The sequence below is a fragment of the Pseudomonas sp. NBRC 111119 genome, assembly GCF_001320125.1.
GTDB lineage: Bacteria > Pseudomonadota > Gammaproteobacteria > Pseudomonadales > Pseudomonadaceae > Aquipseudomonas > Aquipseudomonas parafulva.
In genome coordinates this window covers 18,358-35,683 of record NZ_BCAV01000004.1, presented here as the reverse complement: position 1 = coordinate 35,683, position 17,326 = coordinate 18,358, and the positions used below count along the sequence as shown (strand labels likewise).

Genomic DNA, 17,326 nt, shown 5'->3' with positions numbered 1-17,326 from the left:
AAAGGGGCCGCTAAGCGGCCCCTTTTTTGTTATCAGCCCTTGCGCGTTAACAACGCAGGGCGCTCACCGCGTGGGCGGGCGGGCAGGTCTTCCAGTTGCTCAGGCGTCGGGAAACGGTCGAGCTTGGATTCCTTGCGGATGATCACCGGCTGGCTCTGCGGCTGGCGAGGGCTGCGCACGGCCGGCTCGGCGTCTTCGCGGGCTGGGCGGCCACGGCCTGCGCCACCATCACGGCGGGCACCGCCACCATTGTGGGCACGGGGCGGGCGCTTTTCACCGGCACCGGAACGTGGCTGGCCGCCATTGCGGGCCTGACCGCCGCCGCCTCCGTTGCCGCGCTGTTGGCCATTGCCTTGCCCCTGGCCCTGACCGCCAGGGCGACGGTTGCGGCCCTGGCCCTTGCCGTTCTGGTAAGGGCTGACGTAGTCGGCACGGTTACCGAAGTTGTCCACATCGTCATCCAGGAACACTTCTGGGTCACGGTCGGCAGGCGCCTTCGGGACACTGCTGTTGCTGGCCTGCTGGCGCGGCTTGTTGTCCCGCGGTTTGCGTGGCTGCTGCTGGCGCTCACCACTGGCCTGCTTTTCGGCGGGCTTGTCTGCAGCCTGCTGGCGTGTCCGGCCTTTGTCCTTGCCCTTGTCCTTGCGGCCGCCGTTGGCGTCCTTGCTGCCTTCGCCACGGGCCTGCTGGTTACGCCCGCCGCGGCCGTTGGGCTGCTGGCGCTCGCGCACTTCCGGTTTTTCGGCTTCTACCTGGCTGGCGTCGAAGCCCATCAGGTCGCCGTCGGCGATTTTCTGCCGGGTTACCCGCTCGATGCTTTTGAGCAGCTTCTCTTCATCGGGTGCAACCAGGGAAATCGCTTCACCCGAACGGCCGGCACGGCCAGTACGGCCAATACGGTGTACGTAGTCTTCTTCTACGTTGGGCAGTTCGAAATTGACCACGTGGGGCAGTTGGTCGATGTCCAGGCCACGCGCCGCAATGTCGGTGGCAACCAGGACGCGCACGGTGTTGGCCTTGAAGTCAGCCAATGCCTTGGTGCGGGCGTTCTGGCTCTTGTTGCCGTGGATGGCCGCGGCGGTGAGGCCGTGCTTTTCCAGGTACTCGGCCAGGCGGTTGGCGCCGTGCTTGGTGCGGGTGAACACCAGAACCTGCTCCCACGCGCCGAGGGTGATCAGGTGCGCCAGCAGGGCCCGCTTGTGGCTGGCGGGCAGGCGGTAGACGCGCTGCTCGATACGCTCGACGGTGGTGTTGGGCGGGGTGACCTCGATACGCTCCGGGTTGTGCAGGAGCTTGTCGGCCAGGTCGGTGATGTCTTTGGAGAACGTAGCCGAGAACAGCAGGTTCTGGCGCTTGGACGGCAGGCGTGCCAGCACTTTCTTCACGTCATGGATGAAGCCCATGTCGAGCATGCGGTCGGCTTCATCGAGAACCAGGATTTCAACGTGGGCCAGGTCGACCTTGCCTTGGCCTGCCAGGTCGAGCAGGCGGCCTGGGCAGGCGACCAGTACGTCGACACCCTTGGCGATGGCCTGCACCTGCGGGTTCATGCCAACACCGCCGAAGATGCAGGCGCTGACCAGTGGCAGGTCACGGGCATACACCTTGAAGCTGTCGTGCACCTGGGCTGCCAGCTCGCGGGTTGGGGTAAGCACCAGTACGCGGGGCTGACGCGGGCCGTGGCGCTGCGACTTGTCGGGGTGGCCGGCAGGGAACAGGCGCTCGAGGATCGGCAGGGCGAAACCGCCGGTTTTACCCGTACCTGTCTGTGCGGCAACCATCAGGTCGCGGCCTTGCAACACGGCGGGAATGGCCCGCTGTTGCACGGGGGTCGGCTGGGTATAGCCCGCAGCTTCGATAGCGCGGACAAGAGCCTCGGAGAGACCGAGGGAAGCAAAGGACATGGGCAATCCTGTTCTCGTGTGGGCTGGGCCCGTAGGGATGTTCTGCCTGGCGCGACGGGCATCTGTAGGATGCGATCGCGTCCGGTCCAGCTGGGCTTTCACTGCACATCCGGGAAACGGAAGGCTGACGCCAGGGTGCGTCTATGCCGATCGGGATGCCTGTTGCGAGGCCGAGCGTCCGGGCGTGAGCCGGGCGGGAAGGCCCGAGTATAACAGAGCTAGCGCGCTGTGCTGCTTTCCTGCTGCTCAACGGCGTCAAGAATGTTTTTGGGGTCGTTTATGTAACGCTCGATGATGGCCGCATAGGCGGGCTCCTGCTTGAAACGCCGCAACTCCTCGGTAAAAGCCTGGGCCAGGGCCTCGCGACCGGGCTTGCGCACCAGGCCCAGGAACTGCGCCTTGCGGCTGATCACCAAGGGCAACGGTTCGACCTGCTGTTGCAGGCCCATGTGCTGGATCAGGTACTGGCCCACCTTGCGGTCGGTGATCGCCAGGTCGATGCGCCCCAGCACCAGCTTGCCGAAGTTGGCTTCATGGGTGGGTGCCGCCTCGCGTTGAAAGGCCGACGCCTGGTTGAACGCGGTACCGTAGTCGTAGCCAGGTGAGGTACCGATACGCAGGTTGCCGAGGTCGTTGAGGTTGTCGACCGAGTGCCGGCGTGCGTTCGCCTGGAACAGCACGAATTCCACCACCGACATGGGTTCTGCCGGGAACAGCAGGTAGGGGTGACGCGCGTCTGACTGGAAAATATCCATGACACCATCGGCCTGGCCCTGTTCGACCATCGCCAGGCAGCGTTTCCAGGGCATGAACTGCCATTCAACCTGTACCCCCAGGCGTGCGAACACCTGGGTGGTAACTTCGACGTCGATGCCGCGTGGTTGGCCCTCTTGTTCATACACGTAGGGTGCCCAGTCATCACTTACCAGACGCAGCCGCTCGCCCAGCGCCAGAGGGCTGAGGCAGGTAAGCAGCAGGGTCCAGAACAGGCAGGCGTAATGGCGCATGGCCGGAGATTACGCGCTCGGCCAAGCCAAGGCCAGTACCCGATGGCAAGCCCCGGCGCGCTCTAACGCGCCCTCGTCAGGTGGGCCTCGACATCCTTGCGCCGCTCGCCCAGCGACAGGCGCAGCCCCGGGTGGCGCAAGCATTGGCGCACATGCTCGGGCGCCACGTGGCCGCACCGGCCGGTGAGGTTCTCCAGTGCCTTGTCCCACCACGCCGGTGCGCACGCCCGGTCGAATTCGTTGGGGTAGGGGTAACAGCCGTACAGCAGCTCGCGTGCGAACTGGCGCTCACGGCTGGGCAGGGTGAGGGTGAGGGCCTTGTAGCCCAAGCGGTGCAGTACTGGCGGGCGGGGCAATTGGTCATTCACCTTCGCCACATCCGCCAGCGCAGCAGCGCTCAGCAGATCGTGGCCATGCTTGCGCAGCCAGGCCTGGATCTTGGCGCGAAACTGCGCCTTGTGGCTCCAGTAGTGGTGGATCACGTCGGTGCATTCATGCACTGCCAGCCTGCGGTAGGCGGCCACCGCCAGGCAGAATTCTTCCAGTGCGTAGGCTTCTGGTGCCACGGGGTGCAGTTCGTCCATCAACGCGAGCGCATGGTCGAGGGTGCCGGCATCGCCCCGGGCCAGGCCGATGACACCCGAATTGACCATGGGCATGCTGTCGTCAGCCAGCCCGCGTTCGGCCAGGGTAGCGTGCAGCTTGCGGTACAGCACGCTGTGCCTGTCGGCGCCGTAGCGCGGGCCTATGGCATTGCACAGCAGGCGGCCCGAAGCCACGCGGTTGAACAACTGCATGGGCGACTGGCGGAAAAACGTATCAGTGTCGATCAGTACTGCCAGTGGGTGCTGCTGCAAGACCTGGCGCAAGACCACATGCTTGCTGCGAAAGTGGTACCCGTGCGGTGCATTCCAGGCTTGGCGGGTGGCGTCGTCGATGAAGTGGGTGGTGATGGGTAGCCCGCTGTAGGGCTGCAGGTTGTCGGTGTACACCTGGATATCCAGGCACTCGCCAGCGGCAGCGTTCAGGCAGGCAAGGGCACTGACGATGCTGAAGCAGGCTTCCTGATGGTAGGTGGCGGGGCCGAAGGCCAGGTAGACGAGTTGGGGGCGTGGCGGCTGGGCATACGGCATGGCAGGCAGGACCTGTTTAACCCGGAAAAGAAGAAGGCTTCAGCCTATGGCCAAAGCCTTAATTTTTTCTTAAGCCGCTATGACAAAACGTGTCAGCGAGGCAGCTTGAGGTTGTTCCAGATCGCCATGCTCGGCTCGGCCTGGTTCAGGGTATAGAAGTGCAGGCCCGGTGCGCCGCCTTGCAGCAGCTCTTCGCACATGCGGGTGATCACCTCTTCGCCAAACGCCTGGATGCTGGCAGTGTCATCGGCATAGGCTTCGAGCTGCTTGCGGATCCAGCGCGGGATCTCGGCACCGCAGGCGTCGGAGAAGCGCGCCAGCTTGCTGTAGTTGGTGATCGGCATGATGCCGGGCACCACCGGGATATCCACACCCTGCTGCTGTACCCGCTCGACGAAATAAAAGTAGCTGTCGGCGTTGAAGAAGTACTGGGTGATGGCGCTGTCGGCACCGGCCTTGACCTTGTGCACGAAGTTGGCCACATCGGCCTCGAAGTTGCGCGCCTGGGGGTGCATCTCGGGGTAGGCGGCTACCTCCAGGTGGAAGTGGTCGTCGGTTTCCTGGCGGATGAACTCGACCAGGTCACTGGCGTAGCGCAGTTCGCCGCTGGCCATGCCCATGCCCGAGGGCAGGTCACCGCGCAGGGCAACGATGCGCTTGATACCCGCCGCCTTGTATTCGGCCAGCAGTGCGCGCAGCTCGGCCTTGGTGTCGCCCACGCACGACAGGTGCGGTGCGGCAGGCACCTTCACTTCGTTTTCCAGTTGCAGCACGGTATTGAGCGTGCGGTCGCGCGTGGAGCCCCCTGCACCGTAAGTGCAGGAGAAGAAGTCCGGGTTGTAGGTAGCCAGCTGGCGGGCAACGCCCATCAGCTTTTCATGACCGGCGTCGGTCTTGGTCGGGAAGAACTCGAAACTGTAACGGCGTTCCTGTGACATCACTCGTTCCTCAGGCAGCGAGCGGCAAACCGAAAGCGGCAAGCTGCAAGCTGCAAGTAAAAGCCAGATCGGTTATGGCCGATCTGGCTTGGGCATCGTTCGTCAATCTTTAAGCTGCAAGCAGCAACGGCACGGTCTGCCTTTACTTGCCGCTTGAAGCTTCAAGCTTGCCGCTTAATACCGGTAAGCATCAGTCTTGAATGGGCCTTCGACGGTGACGCCGATGTAGTCGGCCTGTTGCTTGGTCAGCTGGGTCACCACGCCGCCGAAGCCACGGACCATTTCCAGGGCCACTTCTTCGTCCAGCTTTTTCGGCAGTACTTCAACGGTCAGGCGCTCGGCCTTTTTCTCGGCCGAGAGGTCGGCGTACTTCTGCTCGAACAGGAAGATCTGTGCCAGTACCTGGTTGGCGAACGAGCCATCCATGATGCGGCTTGGGTGACCGGTAGCGTTGCCCAGGTTCACCAGGCGGCCTTCGGCCAGCAGGATCAGGTAGTCATCGTTCTGCGGGTCGAAGTTGCCAGCGCCGGTGCGGTGGATCTTGTGCACCTGCGGCTTGACCTCTTCCCAGGCCCAGTTCTTGCGCATGAAAGCGGTGTCGATTTCGTTGTCGAAGTGACCGATGTTGCACACCACAGCACGCTTCTTCAGGGCCTTGAGCATGTTGGCATCGCAGACGTTGACGTTACCGGTGGTGGTGACGATCAGGTCGATCTTGCCCAGCAGGGCCTTGTCGATGCTGGCTTCGGTGCCATCGTTGATACCGTCGATGAACGGCGAAACCAGCTCGAAGCCATCCATGCAGGCCTGCATGGCGCAGATCGGGTCCACTTCGGTGACCTTGACGATCATGCCTTCCTGGCGCAGCGACTGCGCCGAACCCTTGCCAACGTCACCGTAGCCGATGACCAGCGCCTGCTTGCCCGACAGCAGGTGGTCGGTGCCGCGCTTGATGGCATCGTTCAGGCTGTGGCGGCAGCCGTACTTGTTGTCGTTCTTGCTCTTGGTGACCGAGTCGTTGACGTTGATGGCCGGCACTTTCAGCTCGCCTTTGGCCAGCATGTCCAGTAGGCGGTGCACGCCGGTGGTGGTCTCTTCGGTCACGCCGTGGACGCGCTCGAGCACCTGCGGGTACTTCTTGTGCAGCAGTTCGGTGAGGTCGCCACCGTCATCGAGCACCATGTTGGCGTCCCATGGCTGGCCATCCTTGAGGATGGTCTGCTCCAGGCACCACTCGTATTCCTGCTCGGTTTCGCCTTTCCAGGCGAACACAGGGATGCCGGCGGCGGCGATGGACGCGGCGGCCTGGTCCTGGGTGGAGAAGATGTTGCAGGACGACCAGCGCACTTCGGCACCCAGGGCGACCAGGGTTTCGATCAGCACGGCGGTCTGGATGGTCATGTGGATGCAGCCCAGGATCTTCGCGCCCTTGAGCGGCTGTTCGGCCTGGTATTTGCGGCGCAGGCCCATCAGTGCAGGCATTTCCGATTCGGCGATGATGGTTTCGCGACGGCCCCAGGCGGCCAGGGAGATGTCGGCGACTTTGTAGTCGGTGAAACCAGCAGGCATGTTTGCAGCGCTCATCAAGAGCCTCCATTCGTAGTGTGCGAATGGGCGCCGTTGTGCGTTGAGCGTCCGCAGGAGCGGACAACGCCCCATCCGAGCCTGACAGGCCTAGCCTGCTGCAGCGCCCCTCGGACAGGTGGCGGGCATGGCCCCGCTGTGGGCAGCCATGTGAAACGGCGACGATTATAGCCGCGAGCGGCACCATCCCCAAGGTTTTCTGTCGATTAATCGAGACGATAGTCGATGTTCAATGGAGCGGCGCCGGCCGCTCTGCCATGATGGCTGCACGTAAGCCAGTGTGTTCAGGAGTACAGATGAACTTTCACACCCGCAAGTGGGTTAAACCCGAAGACCTCAACCCCAATGGCACCCTGTTCGGCGGCAGCCTGCTGCGCTGGATCGACGAAGAGGCCGCGATCTACGCCATCGTCCAGCTGGGTAACCAGCGGGTGGTGACTAAGTACATGTCGGAGATCAACTTCGTCAGCGCCTCGCGCAAGGGTGACATCATCGAGCTGGGCATCACCGCCACCGAGTTTGGCCGTACCTCCATCACCCTGCGCTGCGAAGTGCGCAACAAGATCACCCGCAAGAGCATCCTCACGGTCGAGCGCATGGTGTTCGTGAACCTGGGCGAAGATGGCCTGCCGGCGGCGCACGGGCGTACCGAGATCAAGTACGTGCAGGACCAGTTCCCCGACTCTGCGGTGGAATAGCTGGCCATCGCCGGCAAGCCGGCGATGTTCTTCAGGTCAGTTCAGGTCAGGGCTGCGCGCTGACTTTGCGTACCACGCGCCCGATGCTCAACCCCTGCACCAGAATCGACGACAGCACCACGATGTAGGTAATCGACAGCAGCAGGTCACGTTCCTCGCCCAGCGGCAGCGACAGCGCCAGGGCCACGGATACCCCGCCGCGCAGGCCGCCCCAGGTCAGCACCCGCACCGTGCCCTTGGGTACTGGGCGCCAGCGGCGCAGCAGGACGATCGCCGGTGCTACGGTGAGCAGCCGCGACAGCAGCACCGCCAGTGCCAGCACGCTGCCAGCCGCCAGGTGCATCCAGTTGAACGGCAACAGCAGCAGCTCCAGGCCGATCAGGGCGAACAGCAGCGCATTGAGCATGTCGTCGATCAGTTCCCAGAAGCCGTCCATGTAGCGGCGGGTCATGTCGTTCATCGCCAGGTTGCGCCCCAGGTTGCCGATGATCAGGCCCGCGACCACCATGGCGATCGGTGCCGACACGTGCAGTTCGTAGCACATGGCCGAGCCGCCAATCACCAGCGCCAGGGTCAGCATCACCTCCACCTGGTACTGCTCGACGCTCTTGATCATGCGGTAAGTGGCGTAGCCGATCAGGCCGCCGAACAGCACGCCGCCGATGGCCTCGCGGGCGAACAGGATCGCCGTGTCGCTCATGCTCGGCGTTTCGCCCAGCTGAATGATGCCCAGCAGCACGGTGAACACCACCACGGCCGTGCCGTCGTTGAACAGCGACTCGCCCACGATGGTGGTCTTGAGCGGCTTGGGTGCATTGGCGGTACGCAGCGCACCCAGCACGGCGATAGGGTCTGTGGGGGAGATCAGTGCACCGAACAGCAGGCAGTAGATCAGCGGTACCTGCCAGCCGAACAGGGCGAACACCCAGTGTGACAGGTAGCCGATCACCACGGTGGCGATCAGCACGCCGACGGTGGCCAGCAGGCCGATGGGCCAGCGGTAGTTGCGCAGGTCGGAGAGGTTGACGTGCAGGGCGCCGGCAAACAGCAGAAACGCCAGCATCCAGTGCATCAGCAGGTCATTGAAGTCGATCTGGTTCATCAGCCCTTCGACGCGGGCTTCCAGGCCAGGGAAGCCGATGAGGCTCAGGCCCTGCAGCAGCAGTGAGAACAGCAGCGCCGTCACCATCACGCCGATGGCGGGGGGCAGGCCGATGAAACGGTAATTGACGTACGTAAGCAGGGTGGTCAGGCAGATAAACGCGGCAACTAATTCGAGCATCCCAATTCCTGTAAAAGTGGCTTCCAAGTCTTTACCCGAATAGCTCGGGCAGTTCTTTGATGACCTGGCGAGGGGTTCGGGACACAGGGTTTGACCGGATTGCTGGAAAACGTTCCAGGCCGTGGCCCCATTGCTCTATGGTCATCGGCTGTGCAAGCGTGAGGGCACGGGCTGCCTCGAAGAACCTTTTAGCGGGCCGGCACTCCTAGCTTGCGGGCGGGTGCTGGCCCGCAAGCTGGTGATGAAGCTCTGAACCGACAACTGAACGAGGAACCCTGTCCATGACCGTTGCCCTGTGGTGCATCCTGATCGCGATGATCCTGCCGCCGCTCTGCGCGCTGATCGCCAAACTTGCCAGTGGCCGTTTCGGCGCGAAGCACAACCATGACCCGCGTGCCTTCCTTGACACCCTGTCCGGCCTGCCGCGCCGCGCGCACGCCGCGCAGCAGAACGGCTACGAGGCGTTTCCGGCGTTCGCCGCCGCGGTGCTGGTGGCTGACATCGTCGGCAATGCCGAGCAGGTCACCCAGGACGTGCTGGGGGTGATGTACATCACCAGCCGCTTGCTCTACATCATCTGCTACCTGGCCGACTGGGCAATATTGCGTTCGCTGGTGTGGTTCGCGGGCCTGGCGATCATCGTGGCGTTTTTCGTGGTCTCTGCCTGACGCCAGGCGCGCTGGGTGTCACGGCACCTTGGGTACTTCTGGCAACGGCATGCCTTTGGGCCACAGCATCCAGATCTGCCCTTGCTGCTTCATGTTGCCGGCCAGCTCGCCTGCCGCTGGCCCGGTACCCCAGAACAGGTCTGCGCGGACTTCGCCGGTAATGGCCCCGCCGGTATCCTGGGCGCCCACCGGCCGTACCACGGGGGTGCCGTCAGGGCGTGTGGTGGATAGCCACAGCAGGCTGCCCAGGGGGATCACCTTGCGGTCGATGGCCACGCTGTACCCTGCAGTCAACGGCACGTTCAGCGAGCCGCGCGGGCCTTCATTGCTGTCCGGGCGGGTGCTGAAAAACACGTAGCTGGGGTTGCTGGCCAGCAGTTCAGGCACACGCTGCGGGTTGGCCTGGGCCCATGCATGGATGGCGCCCATGCTCACGTCTTCCTTTTTCAACTGGCCCTGTTCCACCAGCCAGCGGCCAATGGGGCGGTAGGGGTGGCCGTTCTGGTCGGCATAGCCCAGGCGCAGCTGGCGGCCATCCTCCAGTTGCACCCTGCCGGAACCCTGTATCTGCAGGAACTGCAGGTCCATCGGGTCGGTGAGCCAGGCCAGTACCGGTGCTTTCACGCCGTCCCGGTTGATCACCTCGGCGGTGTCGTAGGGCTTGAGTACCCGGCCGTCCAGGCGCCCGCGCAGGCGCTTGCCCTTGAGCTCGGGGTAGATGCTGGCCAGGTCCACCACGATCATGTCGTCCGGCGGCCCATAAACAGCCACATGGTTGGTGGCCGACGGGCTCAGGCTACCGGGGTAGACTGGCTCGTAGTAGCCGGTGATCAGGCCGTTGGCGCTGTTTTCGGCAGAGCGCAAGCCATACACCTGCAGGTTCTGCTCAAGGAATGTACGCACCTGGGCAGCGCTTGCGCTGTCGCTGCCGGCGGCTTCGCAGGTGGCTGCCCACACCGGGTCACGCCTGAGTTTTTCACAGCCACTGCGCCAGGCATAAAAGCCCGCCAGCAAGTCTTCATCACTGACGGCAGGCAGGTCTTGCCAAGTGGCCGGGGCGTAGGTGGCGACGGCGTGGGGTTCGGGTTTTGCGTTGTCGCCGCCATTGCAACCGGCCAGCAGGGCCAGTACCGGGAGCGTCCAGGCCAGGTGGCGCAGGGCATGTGTCATGGGTTGCATTCCTAGAGAGGGCGAACATGAATATTCGCCCTGTTTTTCATGTGGCTATTGGTGTTTGTGCCTGGCAACGCGATACTGCACGCCCATTTGCCGAGGCCGAAGTGAGCGTGATGTACAAGCGATTGACGGTAGTAGTGCTGGTAACCCTGGCCATGGGCGGTTGCGATCGGGTTGACCCGAACTCGCCGCTGGGCCAGCGCAAGGTCATTTTCAAGGACATGATGAAGACCAGCGAAGACCTGGGCGGCATGCTGAGGGGGCGCTTGCCGTTCAACAGCGAAAAATTCGCTGCCGGCGCGGTGCAGCTGGATGAACTGGCCCACAAGCCGTGGCAGCACTTCCCGCAGGCGCGCGACGATGCCGCTGACAGCAGCGCCCGGGCCGAGGTGTGGGAGCGCCAGGCGCGTTTCCACGACTTGGCCAGGCAGTTGGAACACGCCACTGGCGAACTGGTGGCCGTTACCCGCGCCCAGCCCCTGGAAGCAGCGCCGCTCAAAGCGCCGATGGACAGGGTGGAGGCGGCGTGCAAGGCCTGTCATACCGAGTTTCGTAACCACTGATTGCCCGCGCCTGCTCAGGGGCCTGGGCGGGCGGCGCATGCTGGCGTCGCCCGCTGTCAGCGGTCCAGGTCGTCTACCGCTTCCTGCAGTTCTTTGCGCGACTCGGCCAACTTGTCTTTACGCTTGTTGATCTTTTCTGCGTCGCCCTTTTTCTCGGCTTTTTTCAGGTCTTTTTCCCGCTGGGCCACTTCGTGGCGTGCATCGAGCACCTTTTGCTCACGCTCTTTGCGCAGGCTGGCGTCGGTGCAGTTGGCAACGCCGCGCAGTGCTTCTTCCAGCCCGGCAACCTGGCCGCTGTTGCCTTGGTCGCGGGCGATCTTCAACTGGTTCTCGATGGCGCTGCGCTTGGCGGCGCAACCGGTCAGGCCTGCATCGGGCTGGGCTGCCTGCAGGTTGCTGGCGGCCAGGCCAAGGGTGGCGAGCAGGATGAAAGTTGAAGCGCGTTTCATGAAAAGCCTCCAGGACGGGGCGTAGTAGCGAAAAAGTAAGACGGAAATCCTGCCTTGGTTTTGCGGATTAAGAAACCCTAACCGGAAATTTCACTGCAACTATCGGGTTTTTCCGACAGGGAAATTGGTAAGAATTCATTGCCCCGAGGTAGGGGCGCTGGATTCTTGCGCCTTGGGGCTCACAAAAAAAGCCCCTGCCGATCGCTCGACAGGGGCCCTGATGTTCGCCAACGATCGCTTACAGGCCGGCAGCGTCACGCAGCGACTGGGCGCGGTCGGTGCGTTCCCAGGTGAAGGTGGTGAAGGTGTCGTCGCCGACAGTCTTCTGCTGCGGGGTGCGGCCGAAGTGGCCGTAGGCAGCGGTTTCCTGGTACATGGGGTGCAGCAGGTCGAGCATGGTGGTGATGGCGTACGGGCGCAGGTCGAAGCACTCGCGCACCAGCTGGATGATCTTGTCGTCCGATACCTTGCCGGTACCGAAGGTGTTGATCGAGATCGACGTCGGTTGCGCCACGCCGATGGCGTAGGACACCTGAATCTCGCAGCGCTCGGCCAGCCCGGCCGCCACGATGTTCTTGGCCACGTAGCGGCCGGCGTAGGCGGCGGAACGGTCGACCTTGGACGGGTCCTTGCCAGAGAACGCGCCACCACCGTGGCGGGCCATGCCGCCATAGGAGTCGACGATGATCTTGCGCCCGGTCAGGCCGCAGTCACCCACCGGGCCACCGATGATGAAGTTGCCGGTGGGGTTGATGTGGTATTGGGTACCCTTGTGCAGCAGTTCGGCCGGCAGGGTGTGCTTGACGATCAGCTCCATCACCGCTTCCTGCAGGTCTTTCTGCGACACCTCAGGGTTGTGCTGGGTCGACAGCACCACGGCGTCGATGCCCACCACCTTGCCGTTTTCGTAACGGCAGGTGACCTGGGACTTGGCGTCCGGGCGCAGCCACGGCAGCAGGCCAGACTTGCGCGCTTCGGCCTGGCGCTCTACCAGACGGTGCGAGAAGCAGATAGGCGCCGGCATCAGCACCTCGGTTTCATTGCTGGCATAGCCGAACATCAGGCCCTGGTCGCCAGCACCCTGGTCTTCAGGCTTGGAGCGGTCCACGCCCTGGGCGATGTCCACCGACTGCTTGCCGATGATGTTCATCACCGCGCAGGTGGCACCGTCGAAGCCCACGTCGGAGCTGTTGTAGCCGATGTCGATGATGACCTTGCGCACCAGGTCCTCGAGGTCGACCCAGGCCGAGGTGGTCACTTCGCCGGCGATGATCGCCACGCCGGTTTTTACCAGCGTTTCACAGGCTACGCGGGCGTATTTGTCCTGGGCGATGATCGCGTCCAGAACGGCGTCCGAAATCTGGTCGGCGATCTTGTCCGGATGCCCTTCGGACACGGACTCGGAGGTGAAAAGGGAGTATTCGCTCATCTCGAGGGTTCCTGAAATTTACCGATGATGTATGTCGCCAGCCGTCCGCTGGAAATGACGAACCTGGATCTGGAAACCGTTGCGCAGGCCTACGTACAGGCTGTCTGCGTGTGCCAGCCCGGCTGCATGGGCCCAGCGGGCCAGGTCGTCCTGTTCGAAGCCAAGCCACAGGTCGCCGCAGGCTTCGCGCGCCCACCCCTGGTCATGGCTGCACAGCTCGGTGACCAGCAGGCTGCCGCCTGCCTTCACCCGCTTGGCCAGCTGGCGCAACGCCAGGGCCGGGTCGCTGAAGTGGTGCAGCACCATGTTCAGCACAACGCAGTCGGCGGCCACATCCGTGGCACACAGTGCATCGGCCAACTGCAGGTTTACGTTACCCAGCCCTTCGCGCTGGCACACCTGGCGCGCCAGTTCGAGCATGGTCGGGCTGTTGTCCAGTGCCGTGACCTGGGCGAAGCGCCGTGCCAGGTCGGGGAGAAACCCGCCATCGCCGGGGCCGACTTCCAGGGCGCTGGCACCGGGTTGGAAGTGCAGCTTGTCGAGCAGCGCCAGGAGGCTCTCGCGGTATTGCGGCAGCCCTGCGATCAGGTCTTGCTGGGCACGGAATTTTTCTTCCACGCGCAGGAAAAAGTCCTGGCTGGTGGCGGCGCGGCGCTGCTGCACCTGGGCAATACGCGCCTGAACATCGGCGGGCAGGGCCAGGTCATCGACCTCGTCGAGCAACGCCGCATGCAGGCGCCCGCCCAGGCGCAGGCTGTCGGGCAGGGCGCGGCGATAGAAGATGGCATTGCCTTCGCGACGGGTGGCCACCAGGTCGGCCTGGGCCAGCACCTTGAGGTGGTGGCTCATGCCCGACTGGCCTATGCCGAAGATCTGCGCCAGTTCCAGCACGCCGAAGGAGTCGTTGGCCAGTGCCCGCAGCACATTCAGGCGCAGCTCATCGCCACTGGCCTTGCACAGGGCGGCCAGTGTTTCGCGTTGTTCCGGGATGGCGTGCGCGGGGACATTCATGGTGCGGCAGTCTAGACAGGCAGCGCTGCCCTAGCAAGGCCAATATCAAAAAGTTTTGATATTGGGGGTGGGCTGCAAGCGGCAAGCTTCAAGCGGCAAGCTTGAGGGCGGGCTGAATCGGGCTCTGCTTCATCGCTTGCAGCTTAAAGCTTGCCGCTTGAAGCTCAAAGCGTGCCGCTTGCAGCTTTAAAGTTGCCCCAAGCCCCCCCAGTGGGCGAAAATGGCTGCCTTTCTTGTGTCACTCCCTATTCAAGCCCCCAGGAGATCAGCGATGCCCAGCCGTCGTGAACGTGCCAACGCCATTCGTGCCCTCAGCATGGATGCCGTGCAAAAGGCCAACAGCGGCCACCCAGGTGCCCCCATGGGCATGGCGGATATCGCCGAAGTACTTTGGCGCGACTACCTCAAGCACAACCCGAGCAACCCCAAGTTCGCCGACCGTGACCGCTTCGTGCTGTCCAACGGCCATGGCTCGATGCTTGTCTATTCGCTGCTGCACCTGACCGGCTACGACCTGTCGATCGACGACCTCAAGGGTTTCCGTCAACTGCACAGCCGCACCCCGGGTCACCCGGAATACGGCTACACCCCAGGCGTTGAAACCACCACCGGCCCACTGGGCCAGGGTATTGCCAACGCCGTAGGCTTCGCCCTGGCTGAAAAAGTCATGGCCGCGCAGTTCAACCGTGACGGCCACACCATCGTTGACCACAACACCTATGTGTTCATGGGCGACGGCTGCATGATGGAAGGCATCTCCCACGAAGTGGCGTCGCTGGCCGGCACCCTGGGCCTGAACAAGCTCATCGCCTTCTATGATGACAACGGCATTTCCATCGACGGCGAAGTGCACGGCTGGTTCACCGACAACACCCCGGCCCGTTTCGAAGCCTACAACTGGCAGGTGATCCGCAACGTCAACGGCCACGATGCCGAAGAAATCAAGATGGCCATCGAGACGGCGCGCAAAAGCGACCGCCCGACCCTCATCTGCTGCAAGACCACCATCGGCTTCGGTTCGCCGAACAAGCAGGGCAAGGAAGAATCCCACGGTGCGCCGCTGGGCAACGACGAAATCGCCCTGACCCGCCAGGCCCTGAACTGGAACCACGGCCCGTTCGAAATCCCGGCCGACATTTATGCCGAGTGGGACGCCAAGGCCAATGGTGCCAAGGTGGAAGCCGAGTGGAACCAGCGCTTCGACGCCTACGCCAAGGCCTACCCGGAGCTAGCAGCCGAATTCAAGCGCCGCAGCGCCGGCGAACTGCCAGCCGACTTCAGCGAGAAGGCCCAGGCCTACGTCAACGAAGTGGCGGCCAAGGGTGAAACCATCGCCAGCCGCAAGGCCAGCCAGAATGCACTGAATGCCTTCGGCCCGCTGCTGCCGGAATTCCTCGGCGGCTCGGCTGACCTGGCCGGCTCCAACCTGACCCTGTGGAAGGGTTGCAAAGGTGTGGAAGCGGCCGATGCCAGCGGTAACTACGTGTTCTACGGCGTACGCGAGTTCGGCATGACTGCCATCATGAACGGCGTAGCCCTGCACGGCGGCCTGGTGCCTTACGGTGCCACCTTCCTGATGTTCATGGAATACGCCCGCAACGCCGTGCGCATGTCCGCACTGATGAAGCAGCGTGTTATCCACGTGTACACCCACGACTCCATCGGCCTGGGCGAAGATGGCCCGACCCACCAGCCGATCGAGCAGCTCACCAGCCTGCGCACTACCCCGAACCTGGACACCTGGCGCCCCGCCGATGCCGTGGAATCGGCAGTCAGCTGGAAAAACGCCCTGGAACGCAAGGACGGCCCATCGGCGCTGATTTTCTCGCGCCAGAACCTTCAGCACCAGGCGCGCGACGCCCAGCAGATCGCCAATATCAGCCGTGGCGGCTACGTGCTCAAGGACTGCGCCGGCGAGCCGGAAGTGATCCTGATCGCCACCGGTTCCGAAGTGGGCCTGGCTGTTCAGGCGCATGCCAAGCTGACCGAACAGGGCCGCAAGGCGCGCGTGGTATCCATGCCCTGCACCAGCGTGTTCGACGCCCAGGATGCCGCCTACAAACAGTCCGTGCTGCCGCTTGAAGTGGGTGCGCGCATTGCCATCGAGGCTGCCCACGCGGACTTCTGGTACAAGTACGTGGGCCTGGAAGGCCGCGTCATCGGCATGACCACCTATGGTGAGTCGGCCCCGGCGTCGGCACTGTTCGAAGAATTCGGCTTCACCGTGGAAAACATCCTGGGTACTGCCGAAGAACTGCTGGAAGACTGATGTAACGGTCTGCGGGCGGTGTCGCCTGCATTGGCGGGCAAGCCCGCCCTCACTGGGTTGCATGTGCATCCAGTGGGGGCGGGCTTGCCTGCGAATGCCACACCGCAATGCCCGCAGGCTGACGAAAACAACATTGTCTCGTGAGCCCCGAATGCCCCACCTGCGTCCCTACAAAGTTGCACTCAACGGTTACGGCCGTATCGGCCGTTGTGTTCTGCGCGCGCTGTTCGAGCGTGGGGCGCGGGCCGGTTTCGACATCGTTGCGCTCAACGACCTGGCCGATCAGGCCAGCCTCGAATACCTCACTCGCTTCGACTCCACCCATGGCCGGTTCCCCGGCGAGGTCAGGGTCGATGGCGATTGCCTGCACATCAATGGCGACTGCGTGAAGGTGATGCGCAGCGCCACGCCAGAGGGCATCGACTGGGCAGCCCTTGGCATCGACCTGGTGCTGGAATGCTCCGGCGCCTACCACACCCGGGCCGATGGCCAGCGCTTTCTGGATGCCGGCGCGCCACGCGTGTTGTTCTCGCAGCCCATGGCCAGCGAGGCCGATGTGGATGCCACGGTGGTGTACGGCATTAACCAGGCGTGCCTGACAGGCAGCGAACGCCTGGTGTCCAACGCCTCCTGCACCACCAACTGTGGCGTGCCGCTGTTGCGGGTACTGGACCAGGCGTTTGGCATCGAGTACGTGCAGATCACCACCATTCACTCGGCGATGAACGACCAGCCTGTGATCGACGCCTACCACCACGAGGACTTGCGCCGCACGCGTTCGGCCTTCCAGTCGGTGATCCCGGTGTCCACCGGTTTGGCGCGCGGTATCGAACGCCTGCTACCGGAACTTGCCGGGCGAATCCAGGCCAAAGCGGTACGCGTGCCCACGGTCAACGTGTCGTGCCTGGACATCACCCTGCACACCGCCCGCGACACCACGGCGGCCGAGGTCAACAGGGTGCTGCGCGAGGCCGCGCTGGAAGGCCCGCTCAAGGGCCTGCTGGCCTATACCGAGCTGCCGCACGCCAGTTGTGATTTCAACCATGACCCGCATTCGGCCATCGTCGATGCCAGCCAGACCCGCGTTTCCGGCCCCCGGCTGGTCAACCTGCTGGCCTGGTTCGACAACGAATGGGGGTTTGCAAACCGTATGCTCGACGTTGCCGACCACTTCCTGCACGTCGTTCACCCAACCCGCAACAAACAGCCCTGAAG

The 17,326-nt window shown here is 63.5% G+C and carries 15 protein-coding genes and 1 riboswitch; of the genes, 5 read left to right on the top strand and 10 right to left on the bottom strand.

Translation table 11 applies throughout. The annotated features are described in order from the left end of the window. Window positions 1-32: 32 nt before the first annotated feature. The 5 genes from APH25_RS00630 to ahcY all read right to left on the bottom strand — a co-directional run bounded on the left by APH25_RS00630 (window position 33) and on the right by ahcY (window position 6,566). The gene (locus APH25_RS00630; protein WP_060480733.1) at window positions 33-1,904 is read right to left on the bottom strand and encodes a DEAD/DEAH box helicase; all 1,872 of its coding nucleotides are present in this window, start codon (window positions 1,902-1,904) and stop codon (window positions 33-35) included. Window positions 1,905-2,122: 218 nt separating this feature from the next. Continuing rightward, window positions 2,123-2,911, bottom strand: a complete 789-nt coding sequence (locus APH25_RS00625) for an ABC transporter substrate-binding protein (RefSeq protein WP_060480732.1) — start codon at window positions 2,909-2,911, stop codon at window positions 2,123-2,125. A 62-nt stretch (window positions 2,912-2,973) separates the two neighbouring features. Next, window positions 2,974-4,044: a hypothetical protein gene (locus APH25_RS00620; RefSeq protein WP_060480731.1), complete on the bottom strand. Its 1,071-nt coding sequence runs from the start codon at window positions 4,042-4,044 to the stop codon at window positions 2,974-2,976. 92 nt (window positions 4,045-4,136) lie between these two features. After that, the gene (metF, locus tag APH25_RS00615) at window positions 4,137-4,982 is read right to left on the bottom strand and encodes a methylenetetrahydrofolate reductase [NAD(P)H] (protein ID WP_060480730.1); all 846 of its coding nucleotides are present in this window, start codon (window positions 4,980-4,982) and stop codon (window positions 4,137-4,139) included. Between the two features lie 174 nt (window positions 4,983-5,156). After that, window positions 5,157-6,566, bottom strand: a complete 1,410-nt coding sequence (gene ahcY, locus APH25_RS00610) for an adenosylhomocysteinase (protein WP_060480729.1) — start codon at window positions 6,564-6,566, stop codon at window positions 5,157-5,159. 21 nt (window positions 6,567-6,587) lie between these two features. Then, window positions 6,588-6,684: riboswitch (S-adenosyl-L-homocysteine riboswitch) on the bottom strand. Window positions 6,685-6,862: 178 nt separating this feature from the next. Here ahcY and APH25_RS00605 point away from each other — a divergent pair. Further along, window positions 6,863-7,264: an acyl-CoA thioesterase gene (locus APH25_RS00605; protein WP_028631907.1), complete on the top strand. Its 402-nt coding sequence runs from the start codon at window positions 6,863-6,865 to the stop codon at window positions 7,262-7,264. 46 nt (window positions 7,265-7,310) lie between these two features. Here the strand turns inward: APH25_RS00605 and APH25_RS00600 are convergent, their stop codons facing one another. Beyond that, a complete protein-coding gene (locus APH25_RS00600) occupies window positions 7,311-8,546 on the bottom strand; it encodes a sodium:proton antiporter (RefSeq protein ID WP_060480728.1) in 1,236 nt (411 codons plus the stop codon). A gap of 281 nt (window positions 8,547-8,827) precedes the next feature. Between APH25_RS00600 and APH25_RS00595 the strand changes: the two genes are divergently transcribed. Further along, complete coding sequence (locus tag APH25_RS00595; protein WP_028631905.1) at window positions 8,828-9,214, top strand: MAPEG family protein; 387 nt, start codon at window positions 8,828-8,830, stop codon at window positions 9,212-9,214. 18 nt (window positions 9,215-9,232) lie between these two features. On the opposite strand, the gene APH25_RS00590 is transcribed toward APH25_RS00595, so the two are convergent. Beyond that, window positions 9,233-10,384 carry a murein transglycosylase A gene (locus tag APH25_RS00590; protein ID WP_060480727.1) on the bottom strand — a complete coding sequence of 384 codons (1,152 nt, stop codon included), beginning with the start codon at window positions 10,382-10,384 and terminating at the stop codon, window positions 9,233-9,235. A 119-nt stretch (window positions 10,385-10,503) separates the two neighbouring features. On the opposite strand from APH25_RS00590, the gene APH25_RS00585 reads away from it, so the two are divergent. Then, window positions 10,504-10,953 carry a cytochrome c gene (locus APH25_RS00585; protein ID WP_028631903.1) on the top strand — a complete coding sequence of 150 codons (450 nt, stop codon included), beginning with the start codon at window positions 10,504-10,506 and terminating at the stop codon, window positions 10,951-10,953. A 56-nt stretch (window positions 10,954-11,009) separates the two neighbouring features. On the opposite strand, the gene APH25_RS00580 is transcribed toward APH25_RS00585, so the two are convergent. The 3 genes from APH25_RS00580 to APH25_RS00570 all read right to left on the bottom strand — a co-directional run bounded on the left by APH25_RS00580 (window position 11,010) and on the right by APH25_RS00570 (window position 13,842). Next, window positions 11,010-11,402, bottom strand: a complete 393-nt coding sequence (locus APH25_RS00580; RefSeq protein WP_028631902.1) for a DUF1090 domain-containing protein — start codon at window positions 11,400-11,402, stop codon at window positions 11,010-11,012. A gap of 238 nt (window positions 11,403-11,640) precedes the next feature. Beyond that, window positions 11,641-12,831, bottom strand: coding sequence for a methionine adenosyltransferase (gene metK / locus APH25_RS00575; protein WP_003249375.1), 1,191 nt, complete (start codon window positions 12,829-12,831; stop codon window positions 11,641-11,643). An 18-nt stretch (window positions 12,832-12,849) separates the two neighbouring features. Next, a complete protein-coding gene (locus tag APH25_RS00570; protein WP_028631901.1) occupies window positions 12,850-13,842 on the bottom strand; it encodes a metalloregulator ArsR/SmtB family transcription factor in 993 nt (330 codons plus the stop codon). Window positions 13,843-14,113: 271 nt separating this feature from the next. Between APH25_RS00570 and tkt the strand changes: the two genes are divergently transcribed. Beyond that, a complete protein-coding gene (tkt, locus tag APH25_RS00565) occupies window positions 14,114-16,111 on the top strand; it encodes a transketolase (protein ID WP_060480726.1) in 1,998 nt (665 codons plus the stop codon). 151 nt (window positions 16,112-16,262) lie between these two features. Continuing rightward, window positions 16,263-17,324 carry an erythrose-4-phosphate dehydrogenase gene (gene epd / locus APH25_RS00560; RefSeq protein WP_028631899.1) on the top strand — a complete coding sequence of 354 codons (1,062 nt, stop codon included), beginning with the start codon at window positions 16,263-16,265 and terminating at the stop codon, window positions 17,322-17,324. Window positions 17,325-17,326: the final 2 nt, after the last annotated feature.